Below are 21,485 nucleotides of genomic sequence, written 5' to 3' on the forward strand. Positions count from 1 at the left end.
CGTCGACAGCGGGGGCGTCCGGGCGCTGGGATGGACCTCGATGAGTGCCTTCCACAGCAACCCGCGGATGCACACCGACGAGGTCTGCCTCGACGCCCCGCTGGTCCGACGACTGATCGGCCGCCGCTTCCCGCGGTGGGCCGCGCTGCCCGTACGGCGTCTGGCGTCCTCCGGGACCGAGAACGCCATGTTCCGTCTGGGCGACGACCTCGTGGTCCGGTTCCCCCGGCGCCCCTCCGCCGTGCCGGACGTGACACACGAGCAGCACTGGCTGCCCCGGCTCGCTCCCCTGCTGCCGGTGCCCGTGCCCGAGCCGCTGGGCATGGGCGAACCCGATGACGGCTTCCCGTGGCCCTGGTCCGTGTACCGCTGGCTGGAGGGGCGGAATCCGGTCGCGGGAGCCGTGGCCGAACCCGAGCGGCTCGCCGAGGAGCTGGGCGGGTTCGTGCGCGCGCTGCGCCGGATCGACCCGCACGACGGGCCGGCGGCCGGCCGGGGCGTGCCGCTCGCCGAACGGGACGGGCCGACCCGGGCGGCGCTCGCCCGGCTCACCGGCCGGATCGACACAGCGGCCGTGACCACCCGGTGGGAGGAGGCGCTGCGGGCTCCGGCGCACCCGGGTCCGCCGGCCTGGGCGCACGCCGACCTGTCCCCCGGGAACGTGCTGGTGGACGGCGGACGGCTGAGCGCGGTCATCGACTTCGGCACCGCCGGGGTGGGCGACCCCGCCGTGGACCTGATCGTGGCCTGGAACCTGCTGCCGGCGACCGCCCGGCACATCTTCCGCGAGGCCGTCGGCGCCGGCGAGGCGGAGTGGGCGCGCGGGCGGGGCTGGGCGCTGTCGATCTCGCTGATCCAGCTGCCGTACTACTGGGACACCAACCCGGCCCTGGCGGAGAACTCCCGGCATGTGATCGCCGAGATCCTCGCCGAGACCGGGGCGCGGTGAGACGGCCGGACCTTACGGCTGTCCGCCGGCGTACGCCTGCTCCAGGGCCGCGGCGTCCAGCTTGCCCATGCCCATCATGGCCTTGAGGGCGCGAGCGGCCTTCTCCGGGTCCGGGTCGCCGATCATGTCGAGCAGCGGGGCGTAGACGACCTGCCAGGAGACGCCGAACCGGTCCTTGAGCCAGCCGCACGAGCCGGCCTCGCCGCCGTTCTCGGTGAGCTTCGTCCAGTAGTGGTCGATCTCGGCCTGGTCGGCGCAGAGGATCTGGAAGGAGACCGCCTCGTTGAACGTGAACTGGGGGCCGCCGTCGAGGGCGACGAACTTCTGGCCGTTGGCGGTGAACTCCACGGTCAGCACTGCACCGGCCGGACCGGGACCGGACTCCGGCCACCGGACGACGCGGCCGATGCGGGAGTCCTTGAAGACGGACACGTAGTGGTGCGCAGCCTCCTCCGCCTGGCCGTCGAACCAGAGACACGTGGTGAAGCCGTCGGTGGTCATGAGCGCCTCCTGGGGCGTGGAGCGGTGCGTGGAACGCGGTCATGGGTATCGACCGCGCCGTCGCACGAAACTCATCGGCCCGGTGCCGGATCACCCGGACGAGTGATGCCGGGGCACCCGGCCGCCGCCCCGGGTCAGGCGGCCAGGCAGAGCCCGCGGTACGGCCGGTGCGGTGCGGCGACGGGCCGGCGCCCCGCCGTGTGCACGGCCGTGCGCCGGGCCAGCTCGCCGTGGGTCAGCGACAGCAGGTCCCCGAGCCCCAGGCCGAGCGCCCGAGCGGCGGCGGCGAGCACCTCGGACGAGGCCTCCTTGCGGCCCCGCTCGATCTCGGACAGGTAGGGCAGGGATATCCGGGCCGCGTCGGCCACGTCCTTGAGCGTGCGGTCCTGCGCCTGCCGCTCGCGGCGCAGCACCTCGCCGACCAGATCCCGCCACAGGGGCTCCCTGGGCGCGGGCAGCGGGACCACTCGGGATGCGTCGCTCACCGGATCGCTCATCCCGTCAGCCTACGAGCGGTACCACCGGGGACAAGGGTCCGGCGTTGCGCCCTGGGGGAAACCCGGGCCGGCCGGGGGCCTCGACCGGCGGTTTCCGGCCAGTGCCGGAGGGGAAGTGCATGCACCGCGTCACCGCGGGTACTCGCGCCGTGAGGGCCTCGACGGCACGCATACACCGCCGATCGCCGGGTACCCGGGGCATGAGAGCCGTACCGGGAATCCGACACGAGCTGTAGAGGCAGACGTCGAACCGTGACTTTCGTGGGAGAGGCAATGAAGACCGCCGCCGGTATCCGGTCGCAAGCAGAGGTCGGGGAGCAGACCGAGCAGGACAGGACTGGCGAGGGATCACTGCCCGGCATCGTGGACCCCGCGTCCATCGCCCCGCGGGACGCCCGGGAGCTGTCCCGGCAGTTCTTCCGCCGGCTGACCGAGCTGGAAGAGGGCACGCACGAGTACCAGTACGCGCGCAACACCCTCATCGAGATGAACATGTCGCTCGTGCGGTTCGCGGCCGGACGCTTCCGGGGCCGCGGCGACGACATGGAGGACATCGTCCAGACCGGCATGATCGGCTTGATCAAGGCCATCGACCGGTTCGAACTGGCACGCGAGGTCGAGTTCACGTCGTTCGCGCTGCCGTACATCGTCGGCGAGATCAAGCGGTTCTTCCGCGACACCACCTGGGCGGTCCACGTACCGCGCCGGCTCCAGGAGCTGCGGGTCGAGCTGGCCAAGGCCCGCGAGGAGCTGTCCAGCCGGCTGGACCGCGACCCGACGACCGCCGAGCTGGCGACGCTGATGAACATCTCCGAGAAGGAGGTGGTCGAGGCCCAGCTCGCCTCCAACGGTTACAACTCCGCCTCCCTCGACGCAGCGCTCACCGGCGACGGCCCCGAGGGCGGCGAAGCGGTGCTCGCCGACTTCATCGGCGTGGAGGAGGAGGGGCTGCGGCTCGTGGAGGACTTCCACGCGCTCGCCCCGCTGATGGCGGAGCTGAGCGAACGCGACCGCCGGATCATCCACCTGCGGTTCGTGGAGGAAGCCACCCAGGCGGAGATCGGCGAGCAGCTCGGCTGCTCCCAGATGCACGTCTCCCGGCTGATCAAGCGGATCATCGGCCGGCTGCGCGAGGGGATGCTCGGCGAGCTCGGCTGCGCCTGACACCCGGCGTCGCGCTCAGTCCCGCCGGAGATCGAAGACCGCTCGCACGCGTTTACCGACGGGGACGCGCTCGACGGTGACCCGTGAGGCCAGGGCGTGCACGATCTCCAGACCGTGCCGTCCGATGCGCTGGGGGTCCTTCGGGAAACGGCGGGGCAGGGCGTTGCTGCTGTCGTACACGGACACCACCACCGCGGTGTCCGTCCCTTCCAGTTCCAGGATGTACGGCCCGTCGCTGTGCCGGTCGGCGTTGGTGACCAGCTCGCTCACCATCAAGAGCAGCTCGCCGTCGGCGCGGCCGTCGGCGCTGGCGCACCACTCGGTGCGCAGCTGCTGGAGGAACTGGGATGCGAAGGCGCGCGCGTCGGCGATGCATCCGGGTTCGCCGGTGTAGTGCGCCGCGCGCCGCAGCGGCTCAACGGGTACGTCGAAACCAGTCGGTATCACTGCCCCGCCCAGGTGCTCGGTCATACTGTCTCTCTCGGAAACCCGGTCCGGCCGGTCGATGGTGCACCAGTCCTCGTACCCCGAGCCCGGCCCTCCAGTCCACCCGATCCGTTCGCCGAGCGCGCACAGTGGCGAGAGTCACTGCGGTGCCCCGGAGCGGCCCGGGGCGCGGCTCAGGACCCGCCCTGCTGCTGAGGCTGCTCCTGCTGCTGGTCCTGCTGCTGCTGCTGTTGCTGTTGCTGATCCTGTTGCTGCTGCTCCTGCGGTGCCTGCGACTGCTCCGGGGCCTGGGACTGCTCGTTGGTCTGCGGGGCCGCGGTCTCGGTCGCGGCCGGCGCGGACGCCTGCGAGGACGCGGGCGTGGCAGCGGGGCTCTGCATCGACGGCGATCCCGCCGACGGCGCCGACGTCTCGGCGGACGAAGGCTGGGCCGACGGCGTCTCGCCGCTCGGGGTCGCGGAGGCCGGGCTCTTCTCGCTCGACGGTGCGCTGGTCTCCGGCGACGAGGGGGCGGTCGACTTCGTCTCTGAGGGTGACGGGGCCTTGGACTCGGACGGCGACGAGGACTCCGACTCCGACCTCGACTCCGGCGGCGAGGACGACTTGGGCTCGGAGGGTGACGAGGACTTCGGCTCGGACGGCGACGACGGCGACGACGACTCCGATGTGGACTCGGACGGCGACGACGACTTGCTCTCGGTGGGTGACGAGGACTTCGACCCGGACGGCGAGGACGACTTGGAATCGGACGGCGACGACGACTGCGAGGACGGCGACGACGAAGAGGCCGAAGAGGACGGCGGCGTCGACGGTGACGGGGACGTCGAGGACGAGGGTGTCGTCGGGGACGCCGAGGGGCTGACGCGGGGCGACGTCGGCGGGCAGGGTGACCCGGGTCCCTTGCCGGTCACGCACGGCACCGGAGCCCACGGATGCGTGTTCCGCGGGGGCTTGCCGCGCTGGTCGTGCCGGACGCTGTCGTAGCCGCGGTGGCGGTGCAGCCACTCGTGGTGGCGGGAGTCGTAGATCACGAAGACGTTGACGATCACGGGGGCGGGCTGCACCACGACGACGTTCGTGGGCTGGAACGAGGACCAGCGCTGGCCCACCACCCGCGGGGCGGTGTGCTGGGCGACCGGCTCCTTCAGCGGGTTGCCGCAGGCGCAGCGCAGCCGGGGCACGCCGTGTCCGTCGATCAGGACCGCGGTGCCGCTCTGCAGCACGGACTGGTAGCCGGTGGCGGTGCCGTCGCGGTACCCGTGGTTGGTGACGCGGGTGTCGGCGCGCAGCTGCACCGAGGTGAGGGAACGGAGGTAGGAGGAGACGCCGCCGGGCTGGACGCCGATCGACGAGGCGAACGCCCGGTTCTTGGTCGGGTCGGCCTGCAGGGCCCTGATCTGCCGCTCGACGTCGCAGCTGGCCGTCCGGCGGACACCGCTGTACAGGCCCGGCGCCCCGCCCTGCACCCCGCGGACCTCGGACGGACCGGTCGGCGGAGGCGCGACCGGAGTGGTCCGCCCCGGGGTGGTGGTGCCCGGTCCGGGAGGCGTGGTGTGTTTCCCGGGGGGCGTGGTGCCCTTCCCGGGGGATGTCGTGCCTTTCCCGGGGGACGTGGTGCCCTCGCCCGGCGCGGTGGTCGCCCTTCCGGGCGGGGTGGTCGTTCCGCCGGGCGCGGTCGGGGTGGTGCCTTCCTTCGCGGTCGACTCCGTGAAGGGGTCCTGGCCGGTGCTGTTGGCGGCCTCCAGGAAGACCTCGCCACGCCCGGTGGATCCGCCGCCGCCCGGACGGGTGAAGAACACCCCGAGGACCACGGCGGCGGCCAGGGCCGCGGTGAGCGCCGCCACCCGGGGCACCGACTTCCACCACGGACCGTGCGGCTCCTTGCCGCCGGAGCCGCCGGGCGGCGGCTGCGAGGGCGGCGGGCCGGCGGGTGGCCGGGAAGAGCCCGACAGCGGGCCGGAGGGCGGCCCGGTGGGGCGGCCGGAAGACGGAGGTTCGACGCTCACGAGCCCTGCTTCCCGTCGCGCACGTGCTCCCCCGTTGCATTGCGTTCCCGTCGCGATGCGCGGCTTCGTTCAGACAGTTCCGCCCGATACCTTCTGGTGCATTTGGCTGCACATTGACACTATTGTGTGCCGAAATACCGGCCCGCCCGCAAGCCGAGCACCGGGCCGGCCCAGCCCGGGGGCCGGGGTGCGGTTTCCGCCCGGCCTGCCGCGGGCCCGGCCGTCAGGGCCACGCGCAGGGCGGCGACGAAGGCGATGCAGGTGTCGTGGCGGGCGTCCGGACTCTTGGCCAGGGCCTGGGCGAAGACCGGGTCGACGGCGGGGGCGAGGCCGGGCCGGGCCCCGCTCGGCGCGGGCGGCTCGTCATACTGGTGCGCCCACAGGAGGGCCATGTCGTCCTCGCGCTGGAACGGCGGGCGGCCGGTGAGGGTCTCGTAGACGACGCAGGACAGGCCGTAGACGTCGCAGCGGCCGTCGACGGGACGGCCGGAGATCTGCTCGGGGGCCACGTAGTCGAGGGTGCCGACGAACTGGCCGACGCTGGTGAACCCGGTCAGGGACAGCGACTTCTTGGTGAGCCCGAAGTCGGTGAGGTACACGTGCTCGGGGTGGTCCCCGTCCGTGCCCTCGGCGACCAGGATGTTGCCGGGTTTGACGTCCCGGTGGACCAGGCCGTGCTCGTGGGCGGCGTCCAGGGCTGAGGCCACCTGGGCGGCGATCCGCACCGCGTCCGGCGGTGCCAGCGGACCGCGCACGTCGAGCAGGTGGCGCAGGTCGCTGCCGGGGACGTACCGCATGGCGATGTACAGCACCCCGTCGGTCTCGCCGGCCTCGAAGACCGGCACGATGTGCGGGTGGTCGATCGCCGCGGCCACCTGGGACTCGTGGGTGAACCGCTTGCGGAAGGTGTCGTTGCGGGCCAGTTCGGGGGCGAGCAGTTTCAGCGCGACCGTACGGTCCAGGCGCAGGTCGTGGGCGCGGTAGACGACCGCCATGCCACCGCGCCCGATCTCGCTCTCGATCCGGTAGCCCGCCACCTGCCGGCCGACCAGTTCCGCCGAGGGGCGGCCGGCGAACAGGCCGGTGTCGCCGGCCATCAGCGCTCACCCTCGGGCGCGACCAGCCGGGTAGGGGCGCGTCCGGTGTCGTCCGTGCCGTCCACCGGCCGGTCGGTGGCGTAGGTACTCAGCCGCCGCCCGTCGCCGTACAGCCACCGCCCTTCCTCCGCGTCGTACACCCACATGGACGCGCCGTCGACCACGAGCCCGATCCGCATGCCCTGGGTGCGGGACTCGAAGGTCTCGCCGTCCAGGGCGCCGGCCGCCAGGTCCGCCACAGCGGCCCGGTAGTCGGCCAGTGCCTGCTCGGCCCGGGCCAGCACGGGGCGCGGATCGGCGGTTTCGTCGGTTCCGCCGCCGGCGGGCGGGTCGTCGGGTACTGCGACGAGCAGGCGGCCGTCGACCCAGGCGGCCCAGCCGTTGGCGCAGCGGATGTACCCCCAGTCCCCGCGGCGCTCCACGAGCTGCACCGGCAGCAGCGGGTCCAGCGGCACCGTGGGCCGTGCCGGGTCCGGGGCCTCCCAGGCCGGCAGGCCGCGCGGCGGGACGACGTGGGTGGGCCGGAAGCCGGGGGCGGTCATCGCCCGTCCGCCTCCGCCGCGGGACCGGCTCGCACCGGCGCGGCGGCCGGGCGGCCGCGCACTCCGGGAGCACGGACGGCATCACCAGCACGCATGCCGGAATTCTACCGATTCCGCTATCCGCGCGTCCCGTCCGGCGGGCGCGGGTGGCCGGTCAGGCGACGGGCACGACGAGGGCCGGGACGGTCCGCTGCATGCGCAGCGCGTCGACGGACTCCGCGAGCAGCTCGTACTCGGTGGTGTCGTCCCCGGTCGCGATCCGCACCAGCCGGCCGGCGGCCAGCTCGTCGGCGACCAGCTCCTGCCGTCCGGGGTCGCCGCACCAGGCACGCAGCACGGCCGGCACGTCGGGCACGGTGCCGGCGACCGGGACGAGCGAGCCGGGCGGGAAGTGCTCCGCCCCGGGCTGCGGGTCGAGGCGGTCGGCGATCCAGGTCGCACGGTCGCGCAGCCACCACAGGGCGAGGGCCAGGGTGGGCGCCCGGTAGGTTCCCAGGGGCACTCCGACGCGCCGGCCGCCGCAGGTGCCGTACGCGGTGACATGGCACAGGAATTCGTCGTGCATGCGCACTCCCCGTCGCGTCGATCGCCTGCCGGAGGGCCTCGCTTTCGGAGCGGCTCATGTGCGGTGCGTGAGCGGAACATCGCTGGAAGTGAAGTCCTCACCGTCGAGTATGTTCACTACTGAATCACTGTCACCATGTCTTTCCGGCCAGTCTCCTGGCATATTCCGTGCCCGTTCTGGCCGGAATGCTGCGGACCGTACGGCCACCCGGGCATGACCCCGGAGGTAATCGACCCGGCCGCCCCTCCTCCCGCATGGTGGTCACACCGGATCGGCGACACCGCGATCCGGAACCTGACCAGCAGAGACGACCTCGATGGAGGATGCTTCGCCATGACCGTGCACACCGACCGCTACGAGACCGCCGCCGCCCGTTACTTCGAGGCCTGGAACGCCACCGAGCCGGAGGCCGTCGCGAAGGCCGTCGCCGCCGCGTGGACCGCGGACGGCGGTTACACCGACCCGCTCGCGGACGTCCGCGGCCACGACCAGATCGCGGCCGTCATCGCGGCCGTCCACGAGCAGTTCCCGGGCTTCGTGTTCCGCCCGCTGGGCACGGCCGACGGCCACCACGACACCGCGCGCTTCGGCTGGGAGCTGGTGAACCCGGCCGACGGCTCGGCGCCGGTGGCCGGGTTCGACGTGGTCACCCTGGACGGGGAGGGGCGCATCCGGCAGGTGCTGGGGTTCCTGGACCGGGTGCCGGCGGGCGCCTGACCCGGCCCTGTCCCGCCCGTGCGGCACTACGGCCGGACGATAGCGTCGATCCGCGCCAGTTCCCCGGCGTCGAAGTCGAGGTTGCGGATGGCCGCGACGCTGTCCTCCAGCTGCCGGGCGCTGCTCGCACCGACCAGGGCGGAGGTCACCCGGCCGCCGCGCAGCACCCAGGCGAGGGCGAGCTGGGCCAGGGTCTGGCCGCGGGACTTCGCGATCTCGTCGAGCGCGCGCAGCCGGCCGACCAGGTCCTCGGTGACCGCGTCCGAGTTCAGGAAGGGGCTGTCGCTCGCCGCCCGCGAGTCCTCGGGGATGCCATCGAGGTAGCGCCCGGTGAGCAGGCCCTGCTCCAGCGGGGAGTACACGATGGAGCCGACCTGGAGCTCGTCCAGGGCGTCGAGCAGGCCCTGGTCCTCGGGGCGCCGGTCGAGCATCGAGTAGCGCGGCTGGTGGATGAGCAGCGGGGTGCCCAGTTCGCCGAGGATGCGGGCGGCCTCGCGGGTCTGCTCGGCGGAGTAGTTGGAGACGCCGACGTAGAGGGCCTTGCCCTGCTGCACCGCCGTGTGCAGGGCGCCCATCGTCTCCTCCAGGGGAGTGTCCGGGTCGAAGCGGTGCGAGTAGAAGATGTCGACGTACTCCAGGCCCATCCGCTGCAGGCTCTGGTCGAGCGAGGACAGCAGGTACTTGCGCGAGCCCCATTCGCCGTACGGGCCCGGCCACATCAGATAGCCGGCCTTGGTGGAGATCACCAGTTCGTCCCGGTGGCGGCCGAGGTCCGCCTTCAGCGCCTCGCCGAAGGCGGACTCCGCGGCGCCGGGCGGCGGGCCGTAGTTGTTCGCCAGGTCGAAGTGGGTCACGCCGAGGTCGAAGGCGCGGCGCAGGATGGCCCGCTGGGTCTCGACGGGCCGGTCGGGCCCGAAGTTGTGCCACAGGCCGAGCGACAGGGCGGGCAGTTTCAGGCCGCTGCGTCCGGTCCGCCGGTAGGGCATGTCGGCATAACGGTCGGGGTGTGCGGTGTACAACGCGACTCCAGAGGGGTGGGCGCACGATCTACCGGTTCCACTCTTCCCCGCACGGCGGGCAGTGGTCCAACAGGAGAATCCGATGGGATTCAGCGGTTAGGCTGCTCAATCATGGAACTGCGCCATCTCCAGCACTTCGTCGCGGTCGCCGAGGACCAGCACTTCACCCGGGCCGCCGAGCGCCTGATGGTGTCCCAGTCGGGCCTGTCCGCGTCCATCCGGGCCCTGGAGCGGGAGCTGCGGGCGCCGCTGTTCGTGCGGACCACCCGCAGGGTCACGCTCACCGAGGCGGGGCGGGCGCTGCTGGTGGAGGCCGAGCGGATCCTGGCGCAGGTGCGTTCCGCGCACGAGGCGGTGGCCGCGGTGCAGGGCGTGCTGCGGGGCACGCTGGCCCTCGGCACGGAGCAGTGCATCGCCGGGGTGCACGTGGCCCGGCTGCTGGCGGCCTTCCGGGGCCGGCACCCGGATGTGGAGATCCGGCTGCGGCAGGCCGGTTCGGGTGCGCTGGCCGAGGAGGTCGCGGCCGGGCGGCTCGACCTGGCGTTCGCCTACCGCACCCAGGCCGACACCGACCAGCTGCGTTCGGTGGCGCTGACCAGCGAGCCGATGACCGTGCTGTGCCACCCCAGCCACCGGCTGGCCGCGGCCCCGGCCGTGCTCGGCCCGGACGACCTGGCCGGGGAGGTCTTCGTGGACTTCCACCCCGACTGGGGTCCGCGCCGCACCACCGACGCCGCGTTCGCCGCGGCCCGTGTCCGGCGCACGGTCGCGCTGGAGGTCAACGACGTGCACAGCCTGCTGGATTTGGTGGACGAGAACCTGGGGATCGCCGTCGTGCCCCGGCACTTCCGGCACAAGCGGCCGGCGCTGGCGGCGCTCCCGCTGAAGGGCATGGACCAGGTGGAGTACGAGACGGTCGCCCTGCTGCCGCCGGACCGGGCCACGAGTCCGGCCGCCCGGGCGCTCGTCACCCTGCTCGAAACAGGGGGTCTGACACCACCCCGGGACGGGGTCCAGCCCTCCTGATTCCGGCCGGCCGCCGCAGCAGACTCATGACCGTCAGTCACGCCGACGACGGTCAGGAGCACCCACGATGGCAGAACACACCCGGCGGACCGTGCTGCGCGGCACGGCCGGACTCGCGGCGGCGGGCGCCCTCGCCGGCACGGCCGGCCGCCCCGCGGCGGCTCGGGGGACGAGCGCACCGGCACCCCGTCACCTTCCCTTCCTGGAAGGCGCCTTCGCGCCGGTCACGGAGGAACTGACCGCCTACGACCTGCCGGTCACCGGCCGCATACCGCGCGAGCTGAACGGCCGCCTGCTGCGCAACGGGCCCAACGTGCTGGGCCTGGAGGACCCGCGGGCGCACCACTGGATGCTCGGCGAGGGCATGGTGCACGGGGTGCGCCTGCGCGACGGCAGGGCCGAGTGGTACCGCAACCGCTGGGTGCGGTCCGCACAGGTCGCGCGGAAGCTCGGCGAGCCGTACCCCGGCCCGGTGCCTCCCGACGACTTCGCGTGCAACACCCACGTGATCCCGTACCGGGGCCGGATCCTCGCCCTCCAGGAGAGCGGCCCGGCGCCGTACGAACTCGACGGCGAGCTGAACACCGTCGGCCCGTACGACTTCCGGGGCACCCTGGAGGGCGCGTTCACCGCGCACACCAAGTTCGACGCCCACGCCGGCGAACTGCACGCCCTCGCCTACTACCCGGCCTGGGACCACATCCGGCACCTGGTGGTCGACCCGTCGGGCCGGGTCGCGCGCACCACGCGGATACCGATGCCGGACGCGCCGATGATCCACGACTTCGCGCTCACCGCGCGGCACGTGGTCGTCATCGACATCCCGGTCACCTTCGACCCGGCGGCGGCGCGGCGCGGCGACCCGGTGCCGTACCTCTGGAACCCCCGGCACCCGGCCCGCGTGGGTGTCATGCCGCGCTCGGGCGGGCCGGTGCGCTGGTTCCCGATCGACCCGGTGTTCTACTCGCACACTCTGAACGCCTATGACGAGGGGGCGTCGGTGGTGGTCGACCTGACGACGTATCCGGCGCCGTTCGAGGTCGCCGGGCGCGGCTCGGGCGGGCCGCACGCGGTGGGCACCCCGCGACTGGAACGCTGGACCGTGGAGGTGGAGCGGGGCCGGGTCCGGCAGCGGGTGCTGGACGACCGGCCGCAGGAGTTCCCGCGCGTGAACGAGGCCCTGGTGTCCCGGCGGCACCGCTACGGCTACTCGGCGGCCTGCGCCGAGTTCACGCTGGCGTACCTCTCCCCCGACGGGAACCCGCCCGACCGCGCCTTCTCCAACGCGCTGATCAAGCACGACCTGCTGCGCGGAACGACCCGGCTGCACCGGCTGCCCCGGGGCGCGGCGGCCGGCGAGGCGGTGTTCGTGCCCCGGGATCCGGCGGACCACCGGGCCGCCGAGGACGACGGGTACGCACTCGCGTACGTCTACGATCCCGACCGTCGGGCGACCGACCTGGTGATCCTCGCGGCGCAGGACTTCACGGGCGAGCCGGTGGCCCGGGTGCATCTGCCCGGGCGGGTGCCGCTGGGCTTCCACGGAAGCTGGATTCCGGACGCGTGAGCGGCGGCGGTTTGCGATGGTGGACGGTATGCATGCAAAGGACATCCTCATCGACGGCTACGGCCGCATCCAGGAAGACGTCCACGCCGCCCTCGACGGACTCGGCCCGGACGAACTGCACCACCGCCCGGCCCCCGACGCCAATTCCCTCGCCTGGCTGGTCTGGCACCTCACCCGGGTGCAGGACGACCACGTCGCCGACGCGTTCGAGCTCGACCAGGTGTGGCTCTCCCAGGGCTGGGAGAAGCGGTTCGGCCTCGACCTGCCCCGGCACGACACCGGTTACGGGCACACCCCGGCCAAGGTCGCGAAGGTGCGGGTCGAGTCGGCGGACCTGCTGACCGGGTACTACGACGCCGTCCACGAGCAGACGCTCGGCGCCCTGCGCGGGCTGGCCGCCAAGGATCTGGAACGCGTCGTGGACGAGCGCTGGGACCCCCCGGTGACGCTGGGGGTCCGCCTGGTGAGCGTCCTGTCCGACGACCTCCAGCACGTCGGACAGGCCGCCTACCTCAGGGGGCTGCTTCAGAGCGCGGCCGCGTAACCCGGCAGGACCACGTCCTCGATGAGGGCCTTGCGCTCGTCGAACGGGATGAACGCGCTCTTGAGGGCGTTCACCGTGACCGTGCGCAGGTCCTCGACGGTCCAGCCGGCCTGCTCCACCAGCAGGGACATCTCGCGGGTCATGGTCGTACCGGACACCAGACGGTTGTCGGTGTTCAGGGTGACCCGGAAGCCGAGGTCCTTCAGGGCGGTGATCGGGTGCTCGGCGATCGAGGTGGCGCAGCCCGTCTGGAGGTTGGAGGTGGGGCACATCTCCAGGGCGATACGGCGGTCGCGCACCCAGGAGGCGAGGCGGCCGAGCTTGCCGGCCGCGAGGTCGGGGATGTCCTCGGTGAGACGGACGCCGTGGCCGATGCGCTGGGCGCCGCACACCTGGAGGGCCTGGTGGATGCTGGGCAGGCCGTGCGCCTCGCCGGCGTGGATGGTGAAGGGCACGTTCTCGCGGCGCAGGTGCTCGAAGGCGGCGAGGTGGTCGGCGGGCGGGAAGCCGTCCTCGGCGCCGGCGATGTCGAAGCCGACGACACCGGCGTCCCGGTAGGCGACGGCCAGGTCGGCCGCCTCGCGGACGCGGTCGAACATCCGCATGCCGCACAGCAGGGTGCCGACGCGGACCGGGGTGCCGGCCGCCGCGGCCTTCGCCATGCCGGCGGCGAGGCCCTCCTGGACGGTCTCCACGACCTCGCGCATCGTCAGCCCGCCGTTGGTGTTCAGCTCGGGCGCGTACCGCACCTCGGCGTAGACGACGCCGTCGGCGGCGAGGTCGAGGACGTACTCCTCGGCGGTGCGCAGCAGGCCCTCGCGGGACTGCATGACGGCGAGGGTGTGCTCGAAGGTGGCGATGTAACGGACCAGGTCGCCGGAGTTGGCGGCCTCGACGTACCAGGCGGCCAGCTCGTCGGGGTCGGTGGTGGGCAGGGTGTGGCCGACCGCGTCCGCGAGCTCGACGACGGTGGCGGGGCGCAGGCCGCCGTCGAGGTGGTCGTGCAGGACGGCCTTGGGCAGCCGGCGGAGGGTCTCGGTGTCGATGCGGGACGCGGTCATGGGCGTTTCGTTCCTCGGCAGGTGATGCGGTGGTGGGTCAGTGGCCGGCGGGCTGGAGCAGGTCCCAGCGGTTGCCGTACAGGTCCTGGAAGACGGCGACCGTGCCGTACGGCTCGTGGCGCGGCTCCTCCAGGAAGGTCACGCCGGCCGCGGTCATCCGGGCGTGGTCGCGGGCGAAGTCGTCGGTGTGCAGGAAGAAGCCGACGCGCCCGCCGGTCTGGTCCCCCACCCGGGCCCGCTGCTCCGCGTCCTTGCCGCGGGCCAGCAGCAGACCGGTGCCCGAGCCGTCCCCGGGCTCGACGACGACCCAGCGCGAGCCGTCGGGGCGCGGGGCGTCCTCGACGAGACGGAAACCGAGAGCCTCCGTGTAGAAGCGGACGGCCTCGTCGTAGTCGTGCACGACGAGGGTGACCAGGGCGAGGCGACGCATGCTGACCTTCCGGGTGGACTGGTTAGCCGGTGAGGTTATACGTAAAACCTACCGAACGCCAGTCCTTGTCTACGCGCGTCATGGAGGGGGCGTGCCGGGGCGGGACATCCGGCCGTGGCGGCGCCGCCCGGCCCGCGGCGGCCACCCCGTCAGGGGCTTTCCTCCCCCTGGGCGACCTCCACGCGGTGGTGGACGTCGGCCGTCGCGGTGGCCGAGGCGACGCAGGACAGGGCGGTGCAGGCGGCGAGGAGCGCGGCCACGGCGCGGCCCGCCCGGGGGCGCGGGGGCCGGGGGCCGGCCAGCAGGGCCTGGACGCGTTGCGGGACGGGACCGCTGGCGGCGCCGGGGGCGAAACCGGGGCGGGCGGACCGCGCGGCCTGGCCGGCGAGGGCCGCGCGGGCGATGGCCCGGGCGGTCAGGCGCCGGTCGCCGACCGAGGCGGCGGCGGCCTCGTCGGCGGCGCGTTCGGCGGCGAGCCGGATCGTGTCGCGGACCCGGCGCAGCGCCGGATGGCAGTGCGCCACGAGCTCGGCGGCGGCGAGGGCGACGTGGTGGCCGCCCGCGTTGTGCGCCCGCTCGTGCGCGAGCAGCGCCTCCCGTTCGGGCCCGTCCAGGCTGCGCAGCATCGCCGTGGTGACGACGACCCGGTGCGGGCGCCCGGGCAGCGCGTAGGCGTCGGGCTGGGCCGAGTCCACCACGCACAGGTCGCCTGCGGCGGGCCGGCGCGCGGCCTCGGCCCGGGCCGCCCGGTAGGCGCGGCTCTGGCGCAGTGCCGTGCGGACCAGGGTCCAGCCGGAGCCGGCGAGGGCGCCGGCCGAGACGACGGCGGCCGGGACGACGAGGACGGCGGAGGCGGTGCGCAGCGGGTGGACCAGCTCGCCGAGCGCGGCGAACGGCGGAAGTTCGAGCAGCCCGACGAGGACGAACGCGGCGAGCACGGCGAGCGAGCAGCCGGCGAGGAGCACGGCGCAGCCGGTGACGGCCCACAGCGCGACGACCGGGCTCAGCCGGCCCAGGGCCCGGCGGGCCAGGGCCGGCAGGGCGCACGGCAGCAGCAGCGGGAGCAGCAGCAGGGGGGTCATCGGCCGTCGGCTTCGAGCAGGTCCCGCAGGACGCGTTCGTCGTCCGGGCCGAGCTGGGCGACGAAGCGGGCGAGGACGGTCTCCCGGTCGCTGTCCCGGTCCAGCTCGCTGTGCATCCGGCGGGCGGTGAGACCGTGCGCGTCCGGGACGTCCCGCGCGGGAGAGTAGGCGAACCCGCGGCCCTGGCGGCGCCGGTCGACGACCCCCTTGTCGTGCAGCCGGGTGAGGATCGTCGTCACCGTCGTACGGGCGAGGTCCACCCCCAGGCTCTGCTGGACCTGTCCGGGCGTCCGGGGCGCGCCGGCGGCCCAGAGGACGGCCATGACGCTCGCTTCGAGTTCGCCGGCCGGCCGGCGTTCGTCCTTGGCGTCGGTCATGGAAGCGTTCCCCACCCCGTCCTCTTCTGCGGTCCCGGCTCCGTCTACACGATGGTAGTCGCCTGGATCCGCTCGCCGTCCGCCGGCCGGGGGAGCGCCCGAGGACGGCCGGCCGGAGCCCTGCCCGGACGCCCCCAAGGGACCTCCCGGGCCCTTCCGTCGAACGGTCCGCCTGCGGGCCTCGCCCAGCCGCGCCGGTTCCTCTCCGCTGGGCCGGAGCGCCGGCTCGGCCGCTGCCGCACGGCCCGGTCGCGCCGTCGTACGGAAGCGGCCCGCGGCCGGGTCAGCTCAGCGGCTTCGCCAGGACCGCCTTGCGGTGGCTGAACGTCTCGATCGAGTAGCGGCCGTGGTAGTTGCCCATGCCGCTCTCCCCCACCCCGCCGAACGGCAGGTCGGAGACGGTGAGGTGGGCGAGGGGCAGGCCGTGGCCGAGGCCGCCCGAGGAGGTCTCGGCGGCGATGCGCTCCCGGGTCTCGTCCGACTCGCTGAAGACGTACAGGGCGAGCGGCTTGTCCCGGTCGTTGATGAAGGCGATCGCCTCGTCCAGCCCCGCCACGGTGACGATCGGCAGGATGGGGCCGAAGATCTCCTCCTGCATGACGGGCGACGCCGGGTCGACGTCCGCGAGGACGGTCGGCGCGAGGTACCGGGCCGCCCGGTCGCCGACACCGCCGACGGCGGTGCGGCCCGAGCCGAGCAGCGCGCAGAGCCGGTCGAAGTGCCGCTCGTTGACGATCCGGCCGTACTCCGGCGAGTCCGCCGGGTCGCCGCCGAACAGGCCCTCGACCGCGCGGACCAGTGCGGCCTCCAGGGCGGGCGCGGTCTCCGGGTCGGTCAGCACGTAGTCGGGGGCGACGCAGGTCTGCCCGGCGTTGAGGAACTTGCCCCGGGCGAGCCGGTCCGCGACCACGTCCAGGTCGGTGCCGCGGTCCACGAACACCGGGGACTTGCCGCCCAGTTCGAGGGTGACCGGGGTGAGGTGCTCGGCGGCGGCCCGCATGACGATCCGGCCGACGGTGCCGTTGCCGGTGTAGAAGATGTGGTCGAAGCGCTCGGCCAGCAGGGCCGTGGTCTCCGGGACCCCGCCTTCGACGACGGCGACCGCGTCCGTGTCCAGGTAGGCCGGTATCAGCTCGGCCAGCGCGGCCGAGGTGGCGGGGGCCAGCTCGCTCGGCTTGGCGACGACCGCGTTGCCGGAGGCCAGCGCACCGACCACGGGGGCCAGCAGCAGCTGCGCCGGGTAGTTCCAGGGCGCGATGACGAGGACGACGCCCAGCGGGTCGTACTGCGTCCAGGCCGTGGCGTCGGCACCCAGGTGGGCCGGCACGGGCGCGGGCTCGGGGCGCAGCCAGTCGGCGAGGTGGTCCAGGGTGTGGTCGATCTCCCGGACGGTGAAGTCGATCTCGGTGCGGTAGGCCTCGGTGCTGCTCTTGCCGAGGTCGGCGCGGAGGGCGGCGGCGAGGTCGGCACCGCGTTCCGTGAGCAGCGCGCGGAGCCGGCGCAGCTGGCCGGTGCGCCACTCGACGGACTTGGTGCGGCCGGTGGCGAAGGTGGCGCGCAGCCGGGCCACGACGTCGGCGGGCTGCTCGGGCTGGGAGTGGGTCACGGGTGCCTCGCTGGGGTGCGCGGGCCGGCGGGCCCGGCTGGGACGGACAGGTCAGATGTAAACACCAACCTTTCAGGTCCTCAAGTTCATTCCGGGGACTCCCCCGGGTGACAAGGGTCACCGTGCGGCCGGTCGCCCTTCGCCGCCGCCCCGCGCCGCTCCAGGAACGCCCGCTCCGCCCCGCTCGGGGCCAGCCCGGCGGCGCGGCCGTACTCCGCCGCCGCCTTGGCGGTCCGTCCCAGCCGGCGCAGCAGGTCCGCGCGGACGGCGCGCAGCACGTGGTAGGAGCCGAGGCCGAGCCCGTCGACCAGCTCAAGGGCCGCCGCCGGCCCCTCGGTCTCCGCGACCGCGACGGCCCGGTTGAGAGCGACGACCAGGACCGGGTGCCCGCCGGTCACATCGAGGCGGTGAAGCGGTCGGGACTGCTCGGGGGCCGCGCCGGCCGAGTACGGCGGCTCGGGCGCGCCGCCCGCCGTGCTGCGCGAGACGGCGGAGACCCTCCGGCCTTTGGGATCACCGGTACAGCCGTTGGCGCTGGGATCGATCACGAGGTCTGGCTGCGGATCTCCGCGTTCGGGTGGGGCTGGCCCTGGAGTCGGTCGCGGAGGTCGATCTCCTCGGGGGAAATCGAACGTGCAACCGATCGGAGCGCCTTGCCCGGCGCCACGTCGCGGCGAAGACCGAACTGTGTGCTCAGGCGGGCTGACGGAGTGCGCTGACCAGTGCGCGCGGGTCGTCGGCATGGAAGCGGATGGTGTGGGCCTCTTCCGTTGCGCCGAGCGGGCGGGTGAAGGGGAGTGGCCGGTTCAGCTCCAGGGTCACCGAGGTCTGGCTGCCCACGATCAGGTCGAGGACCCCGTCCTCGGAGAGGGTGATAAGGCGGCCCTCGGGATAGCGCCGGTCGACCCGGACCGAGGCGACCGCGTCCGGCGGTACGGCGAGGTCGAAGAGGGCTCCGTAGCGGATCCGCAGAGAACCGTCGGGGCGCACGACGTGCGGTCGGGTGACGCAGGCGGCGTGCAGTGCCAGTACGAGGACGACGCCGTACAGGTCGAGTACCAGGATCATCCGGTGGACTGCCGGCCAAGGGATGAGGAAGGCCAGGCCCACCGTCTCGGTCACCATCACGAAGAGCAGCCCGTACATCATCGCGGTCTGGGGCCCGGTGTACGCGGCAGCGAGGTCCCCCGGGCGTACCCCGTGCGTGCGACGCCGGACCCACCGCCCCAGGGAGGCGAGGGCGCGCAGCTCGTGGAGTACCAGGCGGCGGACCGTCACCGGCACCGCCTCCTGTACGGCGGCTTGCCGCGCCGCCCTGCGGTCCGCGCCGCGGGCGCGCGCGGCGACGTACAGAGAGCGCAGCACCCCGGCTTCCAGCAGCAGCACCGCGAACACCAGCGCCTCGGCGCCTGCCAGCACCCAACCGGGCGGCCGGACACCGGCCACCAGGCAGGCCACCAGGGCCAGTTCACCCGGCAGCACGGCAGCTACCGCGACCCGCGCCACCCGTACGGCCCTTGGCCGGCCGCTCATCCCCGCCCCTTTTCCACGAAAGCCTCCATGAGCCGGCCCACGACTTCCGCCTGCGCTGGGGTGAACTCGGCGAGCAGCGCCTCCTTGAACCCGGTCACGACCACCCCGTCCTTGGGGATCGCGGCGAACAGTTCCTCGGGGACGGCTGCCATCAGGTCAGCTGCCAGGGGTGCGATCCGCGGATCGTCGGTGGGGGCTTCGGCGAGCCCGTCGAGGCGCTCATAGAGTTCGACAACCGCGGGATCGGCGACCAGCGTCCCGAGCAGCCCGAGCATCTCTTGGCTACCGGTGCTGGTGGCATCCAGCAGGGTGAGGTACTCGCGGTCCTTGGCCGCGCTCGGCGAGTCCGTTCGGGGGGCCTGTGCCAGCAGTGCGGCGAGGGCGGGCGAGACGGGCCCGGTCGCGCCGGGCGGCTCGGCGAGCAGGGCGCTGAGCCGGCGGCGGCGCTCCTTGATGTCGGCTTCCTGGCGGGCCAGGTCGGCGTCGAGTTCTTCCAGTATCTCGGTCGGTTCGCGCCCGGCATCGTCGGCGAGGACGTCGCGCACTTCATCGAGGCCGAGGCCGAGTTCGGTGAGTCGGCGCACCCTGGCGAGCAGGACGGCGTCGCGGACGCTGTAGGCCCGGTAGCCGTTGGGGCGCCGCTCCGGTTCCGGAAGCAGCCCGACATGGTGGTAGTGCCGGATCGCCCGGGTGGTGAGCCCCATGAGCGCGGCGATCTCTCCGATTCGCATGCCGCCAGTAGAAACCCTGCCGTTGCGTCAAGGTCAAGCGCTGAAAGTATCGTCGGGCGCAAAAAGGACTGCTCGCGCTACCCCTCGTCGCCCTCGTCGAGTTCCACTGAGCCTTTTCCATCGTGATCAGGCGGCGAGTTCGAGTGCGACGACGGCACGGACGACGGCGGTGATCCGGGTGGTGCTGCAGCGGAGCTTCCTCAGGAGGCGCCAGCATTTGAGGGTGGCCATAGCGCGTTTGCCGAGGCTGCGAATCTTGGCGTGATCGCGGTTGTGACGACGACGCCAGCCGCGCAGGTTCTTGCCCCGGAACGGGACGCGGACAGTAGGGCCTGCGCCCTGATACGCCCTGTCAGCCCAGCACTTGACGTCGTCAGTGGCGAGAGCGGCGGGTATGCCGTGGGTCCGGGCCGCGGTCAGATCGTGCACGGCTCCGGGTAGCGCGTCCGAGGCCCAGATCAGACGGCCGGCTGGATCCGCGAGTACCTGCACGTTCATCCCGTGGTGCTTCTTCTTCCCCGAGTAGTACGGGTGGTCGGCGTCGATGCGGTCGATCGGCAGTACGGTGCCGTCGAGGATCACGTACGCCTTCTTCCGCACCGTCGTTATGGCCTGTTCCAGCGTGGGCGCGAGAGCGGCCAGGAGGTCCACGGCCTCGCGTATGTACCGGTGGACCGTCGCGATTCCGACGCGGAAACCTGCTGCGAGGCGGGCGTAGGTGTCGCCGCAGCACAGGTGGGCCAGGACGAGCACGGCCTGCCGGCCACAGGTCAGGCGACGCCAGCGGGAGCCGATCCGTCGACGGTGGCCTGCGAGGAGACCGGATAGGTACTGCAGAGAGCGGCTGGACAGGTCGATACCGGACGGGTAGACAAGCACGCGGAAGCTCCTGACAGACTAGTGATCTTGGTTGAAAACCCACCTACCAGGGGCTCCATCCTGTTGTCAGCCCAACGGCGTACTGCTGATGCAGGTTGAAAAGGCTCAATGTCAGTGCCGTGCTGTTCACTTGGCCGCGTGGACGCATCAGCTCTGCGCGCCCGTCTGAACGACGCCTGGCGCGCGCCCGAATTGCACTGCCCGCTGCCCATTCATGGGGCAGGGCATGTCTGTGTGCCCAGTGACGCGGAGGATCTGGCCGAGCTGGAGCGCGTCGCTGCGGACGTGGTTGACGGGGCGGGTCTGCCGGTACGCGCCTGGGTCGTCGGGGGTAGGGCGGCAGGGGTGCCCGACGGTCCGCCGGTGGGCGGGGAGGGTGGGCTCCCCATCGGCGGGGAGGGCGGGCTGCTGGAGCTGCGCGGGTGGGTGCTGGCCGAGCACTGGTTCGGATACGGCGTGACGGCCACCACCGATGGCCCGCGCCGCGTCGTGATCCTCGCCCGGCGCGCGTTCACCCGCCCGCCCGGGGTCGGGTGGGTGGCGTTGCTGCGGGAGGCCACCGGGTGGACGGAGCCCGATCGGTGCGGCGTCGACTGGGCCGCGACGGAGGCAGCGCTGGGCACCGCGCTGCCCGGTGACTACAAGGACATCGTCGACGCCTTCGGCGCGGGCAGCTTCGACGAGTACCTGGACCTGCTGGTGCCGGGTGCGCTGGGCACGGATCTAGTCTCCTGGGGCCAGGACATGGCGTGGTACGCCGACCTGTACCGGCCATACCCGGTCCACCCCGCGCCCGGCGGCGTGCTCATATGGGGAACCTCCGAGCAGGAGCTGACCTTCCACTGGCTGACCGGACCGGCCGATCCCGACGACTGGCCGGTTCTGGTGCAGTACCTGGACGGTGAGTGGCAGCGCTTCGACTGCGGCACCGGCGAGTTCGTGCTACGCCTGCTCACCGACCGCACCCCGCCGTTCGCCTTCCCGCCCTCCGCCGGACCGTTCCCCCACTGGTTCGCCTCATGGGAGCTGCCGGAGGGCTAAGCCCCTGCTAACCCGGCTGTCAGCGCCGCTGACCATGCTCGGCGAAGCGTCTGGGCCGCCGGGACAGACTGCGGATCTGCTGGTCACGACCCCGCTACAGATCG

The 21,485-nt window shown here is 73.1% G+C and carries 24 protein-coding genes and 2 pseudogenes; 8 read left to right on the forward strand and 18 right to left on the reverse strand.

Features of this window, described 5'->3' with window-relative positions; translation table 11 throughout:
* Positions 1-40 precede the first annotated feature (40 nt).
* Positions 41-949: an aminoglycoside phosphotransferase family protein gene (locus IG05_RS0104985; RefSeq protein WP_030339505.1), complete on the forward strand. Its 909-nt coding sequence runs from the start codon at positions 41-43 to the stop codon at positions 947-949.
* A gap of 12 nt (positions 950-961) precedes the next feature.
* Here the strand turns inward: IG05_RS0104985 and IG05_RS0104990 are convergent, their stop codons facing one another.
* Both IG05_RS0104990 and IG05_RS0104995 read right to left on the reverse strand, forming a co-directional pair.
* Positions 962-1,450: a VOC family protein gene (locus IG05_RS0104990; RefSeq protein WP_030339507.1), complete on the reverse strand. Its 489-nt coding sequence runs from the start codon at positions 1,448-1,450 to the stop codon at positions 962-964.
* A gap of 134 nt (positions 1,451-1,584) precedes the next feature.
* On the reverse strand, positions 1,585-1,947 hold the full coding sequence (locus IG05_RS0104995) for a helix-turn-helix domain-containing protein (RefSeq protein WP_030339509.1): 363 nt from the start codon (positions 1,945-1,947) through the stop codon (positions 1,585-1,587).
* Positions 1,948-2,220: 273 nt separating this feature from the next.
* Between IG05_RS0104995 and IG05_RS0105000 the strand changes: the two genes are divergently transcribed.
* The gene (locus tag IG05_RS0105000) at positions 2,221-3,111 is read left to right on the forward strand and encodes an RNA polymerase sigma factor SigF (RefSeq protein WP_030339511.1); all 891 of its coding nucleotides are present in this window, start codon (positions 2,221-2,223) and stop codon (positions 3,109-3,111) included.
* Between the two features lie 15 nt (positions 3,112-3,126).
* Here IG05_RS0105000 and IG05_RS0105005 read toward each other — a convergent pair whose 3' ends face one another.
* Positions 3,127-3,582, reverse strand: coding sequence for an ATP-binding protein (locus IG05_RS0105005; protein WP_030339513.1), 456 nt, complete (start codon positions 3,580-3,582; stop codon positions 3,127-3,129).
* 149 nt (positions 3,583-3,731) lie between these two features.
* Positions 3,732-3,938, reverse strand: a complete 207-nt coding sequence (locus tag IG05_RS47665; protein WP_158838785.1) for a hypothetical protein — start codon at positions 3,936-3,938, stop codon at positions 3,732-3,734.
* Here IG05_RS47665 and IG05_RS50485 point away from each other — a divergent pair.
* Positions 3,919-4,542: a hypothetical protein gene (locus tag IG05_RS50485; protein WP_158838787.1), complete on the forward strand. Its 624-nt coding sequence runs from the start codon at positions 3,919-3,921 to the stop codon at positions 4,540-4,542. The genes IG05_RS47665 and IG05_RS50485 overlap by 20 nt on opposite strands.
* Before the next feature lie 59 nt (positions 4,543-4,601).
* On the opposite strand, the pseudogene IG05_RS50225 reads toward IG05_RS50485, so the two are convergent.
* The 4 genes and pseudogenes from IG05_RS50225 to IG05_RS0105030 form a co-directional block, all read right to left on the reverse strand.
* Positions 4,602-5,564, reverse strand: a pseudogene (locus IG05_RS50225) (DUF6777 domain-containing protein); the annotation flags it as partial.
* 119 nt (positions 5,565-5,683) lie between these two features.
* Positions 5,684-6,661, reverse strand: coding sequence for a serine/threonine-protein kinase (locus IG05_RS0105020; protein WP_030339518.1), 978 nt, complete (start codon positions 6,659-6,661; stop codon positions 5,684-5,686).
* Positions 6,661-7,203: a hypothetical protein gene (locus tag IG05_RS0105025; protein WP_030339520.1), complete on the reverse strand. Its 543-nt coding sequence runs from the start codon at positions 7,201-7,203 to the stop codon at positions 6,661-6,663. The genes IG05_RS0105020 and IG05_RS0105025 overlap by 1 nt, the downstream gene beginning before the upstream one ends.
* A gap of 154 nt (positions 7,204-7,357) precedes the next feature.
* Complete coding sequence (locus IG05_RS0105030; protein WP_030339523.1) at positions 7,358-7,768, reverse strand: hypothetical protein; 411 nt, start codon at positions 7,766-7,768, stop codon at positions 7,358-7,360.
* 333 nt (positions 7,769-8,101) lie between these two features.
* Here IG05_RS0105030 and IG05_RS0105035 point away from each other — a divergent pair, with 333 nt between their 5' ends.
* Positions 8,102-8,485 carry a nuclear transport factor 2 family protein gene (locus IG05_RS0105035; protein ID WP_030339525.1) on the forward strand — a complete coding sequence of 128 codons (384 nt, stop codon included), beginning with the start codon at positions 8,102-8,104 and terminating at the stop codon, positions 8,483-8,485.
* Positions 8,486-8,511: 26 nt separating this feature from the next.
* On the opposite strand, the gene mgrA is transcribed toward IG05_RS0105035, so the two are convergent.
* Positions 8,512-9,504, reverse strand: a complete 993-nt coding sequence (gene mgrA, locus IG05_RS0105040; protein WP_030339526.1) for an L-glyceraldehyde 3-phosphate reductase — start codon at positions 9,502-9,504, stop codon at positions 8,512-8,514.
* Between the two features lie 111 nt (positions 9,505-9,615).
* Here mgrA and IG05_RS0105045 point away from each other — a divergent pair, with 111 nt between their 5' ends.
* The 3 genes from IG05_RS0105045 to IG05_RS0105055 all read left to right on the forward strand — a co-directional run bounded on the left by IG05_RS0105045 (position 9,616) and on the right by IG05_RS0105055 (position 12,641).
* Positions 9,616-10,530: a LysR family transcriptional regulator gene (locus IG05_RS0105045; protein WP_030339528.1), complete on the forward strand. Its 915-nt coding sequence runs from the start codon at positions 9,616-9,618 to the stop codon at positions 10,528-10,530.
* Positions 10,531-10,597: 67 nt separating this feature from the next.
* Positions 10,598-12,097: a carotenoid oxygenase family protein gene (locus tag IG05_RS0105050; RefSeq protein WP_030339530.1), complete on the forward strand. Its 1,500-nt coding sequence runs from the start codon at positions 10,598-10,600 to the stop codon at positions 12,095-12,097.
* A 28-nt stretch (positions 12,098-12,125) separates the two neighbouring features.
* The gene (locus IG05_RS0105055) at positions 12,126-12,641 is read left to right on the forward strand and encodes a mycothiol transferase (RefSeq protein ID WP_030339532.1); all 516 of its coding nucleotides are present in this window, start codon (positions 12,126-12,128) and stop codon (positions 12,639-12,641) included.
* Here the strand turns inward: IG05_RS0105055 and IG05_RS0105060 are convergent.
* The 9 genes and pseudogenes from IG05_RS0105060 to IG05_RS0105100 all read right to left on the reverse strand — a co-directional run bounded on the left by IG05_RS0105060 (position 12,623) and on the right by IG05_RS0105100 (position 20,340).
* Entirely contained in the window at positions 12,623-13,702 is a 1,080-nt protein-coding gene (locus IG05_RS0105060) for an adenosine deaminase (RefSeq protein ID WP_030339534.1), read from the reverse strand. The genes IG05_RS0105055 and IG05_RS0105060 overlap by 19 nt on opposite strands.
* Positions 13,703-13,739: 37 nt before the next feature.
* On the reverse strand, positions 13,740-14,132 hold the full coding sequence (locus IG05_RS0105065; protein ID WP_030339535.1) for a VOC family protein: 393 nt from the start codon (positions 14,130-14,132) through the stop codon (positions 13,740-13,742).
* Between the two features lie 149 nt (positions 14,133-14,281).
* Positions 14,282-15,214, reverse strand: a complete 933-nt coding sequence (locus IG05_RS0105070; RefSeq protein ID WP_030339537.1) for a M48 family metalloprotease — start codon at positions 15,212-15,214, stop codon at positions 14,282-14,284.
* The gene (locus tag IG05_RS0105075) at positions 15,211-15,591 is read right to left on the reverse strand and encodes a BlaI/MecI/CopY family transcriptional regulator (RefSeq protein ID WP_030339539.1); all 381 of its coding nucleotides are present in this window, start codon (positions 15,589-15,591) and stop codon (positions 15,211-15,213) included. Before IG05_RS0105075 ends, IG05_RS0105070 begins: the two co-directional genes overlap by 4 nt.
* Before the next feature lie 283 nt (positions 15,592-15,874).
* On the reverse strand, positions 15,875-17,197 hold the full coding sequence (locus tag IG05_RS0105080; protein WP_030339541.1) for an aldehyde dehydrogenase family protein: 1,323 nt from the start codon (positions 17,195-17,197) through the stop codon (positions 15,875-15,877).
* 86 nt (positions 17,198-17,283) lie between these two features.
* Positions 17,284-17,580: pseudogene (locus IG05_RS44635) on the reverse strand (hypothetical protein); the annotation flags it as partial.
* 310 nt (positions 17,581-17,890) lie between these two features.
* Positions 17,891-18,730: a hypothetical protein gene (locus tag IG05_RS0105090; protein WP_030339543.1), complete on the reverse strand. Its 840-nt coding sequence runs from the start codon at positions 18,728-18,730 to the stop codon at positions 17,891-17,893.
* Positions 18,727-19,461: a MerR family transcriptional regulator gene (locus IG05_RS0105095; RefSeq protein ID WP_030339546.1), complete on the reverse strand. Its 735-nt coding sequence runs from the start codon at positions 19,459-19,461 to the stop codon at positions 18,727-18,729. Before IG05_RS0105095 ends, IG05_RS0105090 begins: the two co-directional genes overlap by 4 nt.
* 126 nt (positions 19,462-19,587) lie before the next feature.
* Entirely contained in the window at positions 19,588-20,340 is a 753-nt protein-coding gene (locus tag IG05_RS0105100) for an IS5/IS1182 family transposase (RefSeq protein WP_030339548.1), read from the reverse strand.
* A 138-nt stretch (positions 20,341-20,478) separates the two neighbouring features.
* Between IG05_RS0105100 and IG05_RS41890 the strand changes: the two genes are divergently transcribed.
* Positions 20,479-21,381, forward strand: a complete 903-nt coding sequence (locus IG05_RS41890; protein WP_158838789.1) for a hypothetical protein — start codon at positions 20,479-20,481, stop codon at positions 21,379-21,381.
* Positions 21,382-21,485: the final 104 nt, after the last annotated feature.

This window comes from Streptomyces sp. NRRL S-1022 (assembly GCF_000720135.1).
In the GTDB taxonomy this organism is placed as follows: Bacteria; Actinomycetota; Actinomycetes; order Streptomycetales; family Streptomycetaceae; genus Streptomyces.

What these genes read in the sequence shown, in the direction of transcription:
- IG05_RS0105070 (WP_030339537.1), bottom strand. Translation starts at nt 15,214, where the DNA reads ATGACCCCCCTGCTGCTGCTCCCGCTGCTGCTGCCGTGCGCCCTGCCG.
- IG05_RS0105095 (WP_030339546.1), bottom strand. Translation starts at nt 19,461, where the DNA reads ATGCGAATCGGAGAGATCGCCGCGCTCATGGGGCTCACCACCCGGGCG.
- IG05_RS0105005 (WP_030339513.1), bottom strand. Translation starts at nt 3,582, where the DNA reads ATGACCGAGCACCTGGGCGGGGCAGTGATACCGACTGGTTTCGACGTA.
- IG05_RS0105035 (WP_030339525.1), top strand. Translation starts at nt 8,102, where the DNA reads ATGACCGTGCACACCGACCGCTACGAGACCGCCGCCGCCCGTTACTTC.
- IG05_RS0104990 (WP_030339507.1), bottom strand. Translation starts at nt 1,450, where the DNA reads ATGACCACCGACGGCTTCACCACGTGTCTCTGGTTCGACGGCCAGGCG.
- IG05_RS0105090 (WP_030339543.1), bottom strand. Translation starts at nt 18,730, where the DNA reads ATGAGCGGCCGGCCAAGGGCCGTACGGGTGGCGCGGGTCGCGGTAGCT.
- IG05_RS0105050 (WP_030339530.1), top strand. Translation starts at nt 10,598, where the DNA reads ATGGCAGAACACACCCGGCGGACCGTGCTGCGCGGCACGGCCGGACTC.
- IG05_RS0104985 (WP_030339505.1), top strand. Translation starts at nt 41, where the DNA reads ATGAGTGCCTTCCACAGCAACCCGCGGATGCACACCGACGAGGTCTGC.
- IG05_RS0105000 (WP_030339511.1), top strand. Translation starts at nt 2,221, where the DNA reads ATGAAGACCGCCGCCGGTATCCGGTCGCAAGCAGAGGTCGGGGAGCAG.
- IG05_RS0105075 (WP_030339539.1), bottom strand. Translation starts at nt 15,591, where the DNA reads ATGACCGACGCCAAGGACGAACGCCGGCCGGCCGGCGAACTCGAAGCG.
- IG05_RS47665 (WP_158838785.1), bottom strand. Translation starts at nt 3,938, where the DNA reads ATGCAGAGCCCCGCTGCCACGCCCGCGTCCTCGCAGGCGTCCGCGCCG.
- IG05_RS0105020 (WP_030339518.1), bottom strand. Translation starts at nt 6,661, where the DNA reads ATGGCCGGCGACACCGGCCTGTTCGCCGGCCGCCCCTCGGCGGAACTG.
- IG05_RS0105030 (WP_030339523.1), bottom strand. Translation starts at nt 7,768, where the DNA reads ATGCACGACGAATTCCTGTGCCATGTCACCGCGTACGGCACCTGCGGC.
- IG05_RS0105025 (WP_030339520.1), bottom strand. Translation starts at nt 7,203, where the DNA reads ATGACCGCCCCCGGCTTCCGGCCCACCCACGTCGTCCCGCCGCGCGGC.
- IG05_RS0105065 (WP_030339535.1), bottom strand. Translation starts at nt 14,132, where the DNA reads ATGCGTCGCCTCGCCCTGGTCACCCTCGTCGTGCACGACTACGACGAG.
- IG05_RS0105055 (WP_030339532.1), top strand. Translation starts at nt 12,126, where the DNA reads ATGCATGCAAAGGACATCCTCATCGACGGCTACGGCCGCATCCAGGAA.
- IG05_RS0105045 (WP_030339528.1), top strand. Translation starts at nt 9,616, where the DNA reads ATGGAACTGCGCCATCTCCAGCACTTCGTCGCGGTCGCCGAGGACCAG.
- IG05_RS0105060 (WP_030339534.1), bottom strand. Translation starts at nt 13,702, where the DNA reads ATGACCGCGTCCCGCATCGACACCGAGACCCTCCGCCGGCTGCCCAAG.
- IG05_RS0104995 (WP_030339509.1), bottom strand. Translation starts at nt 1,947, where the DNA reads ATGAGCGATCCGGTGAGCGACGCATCCCGAGTGGTCCCGCTGCCCGCG.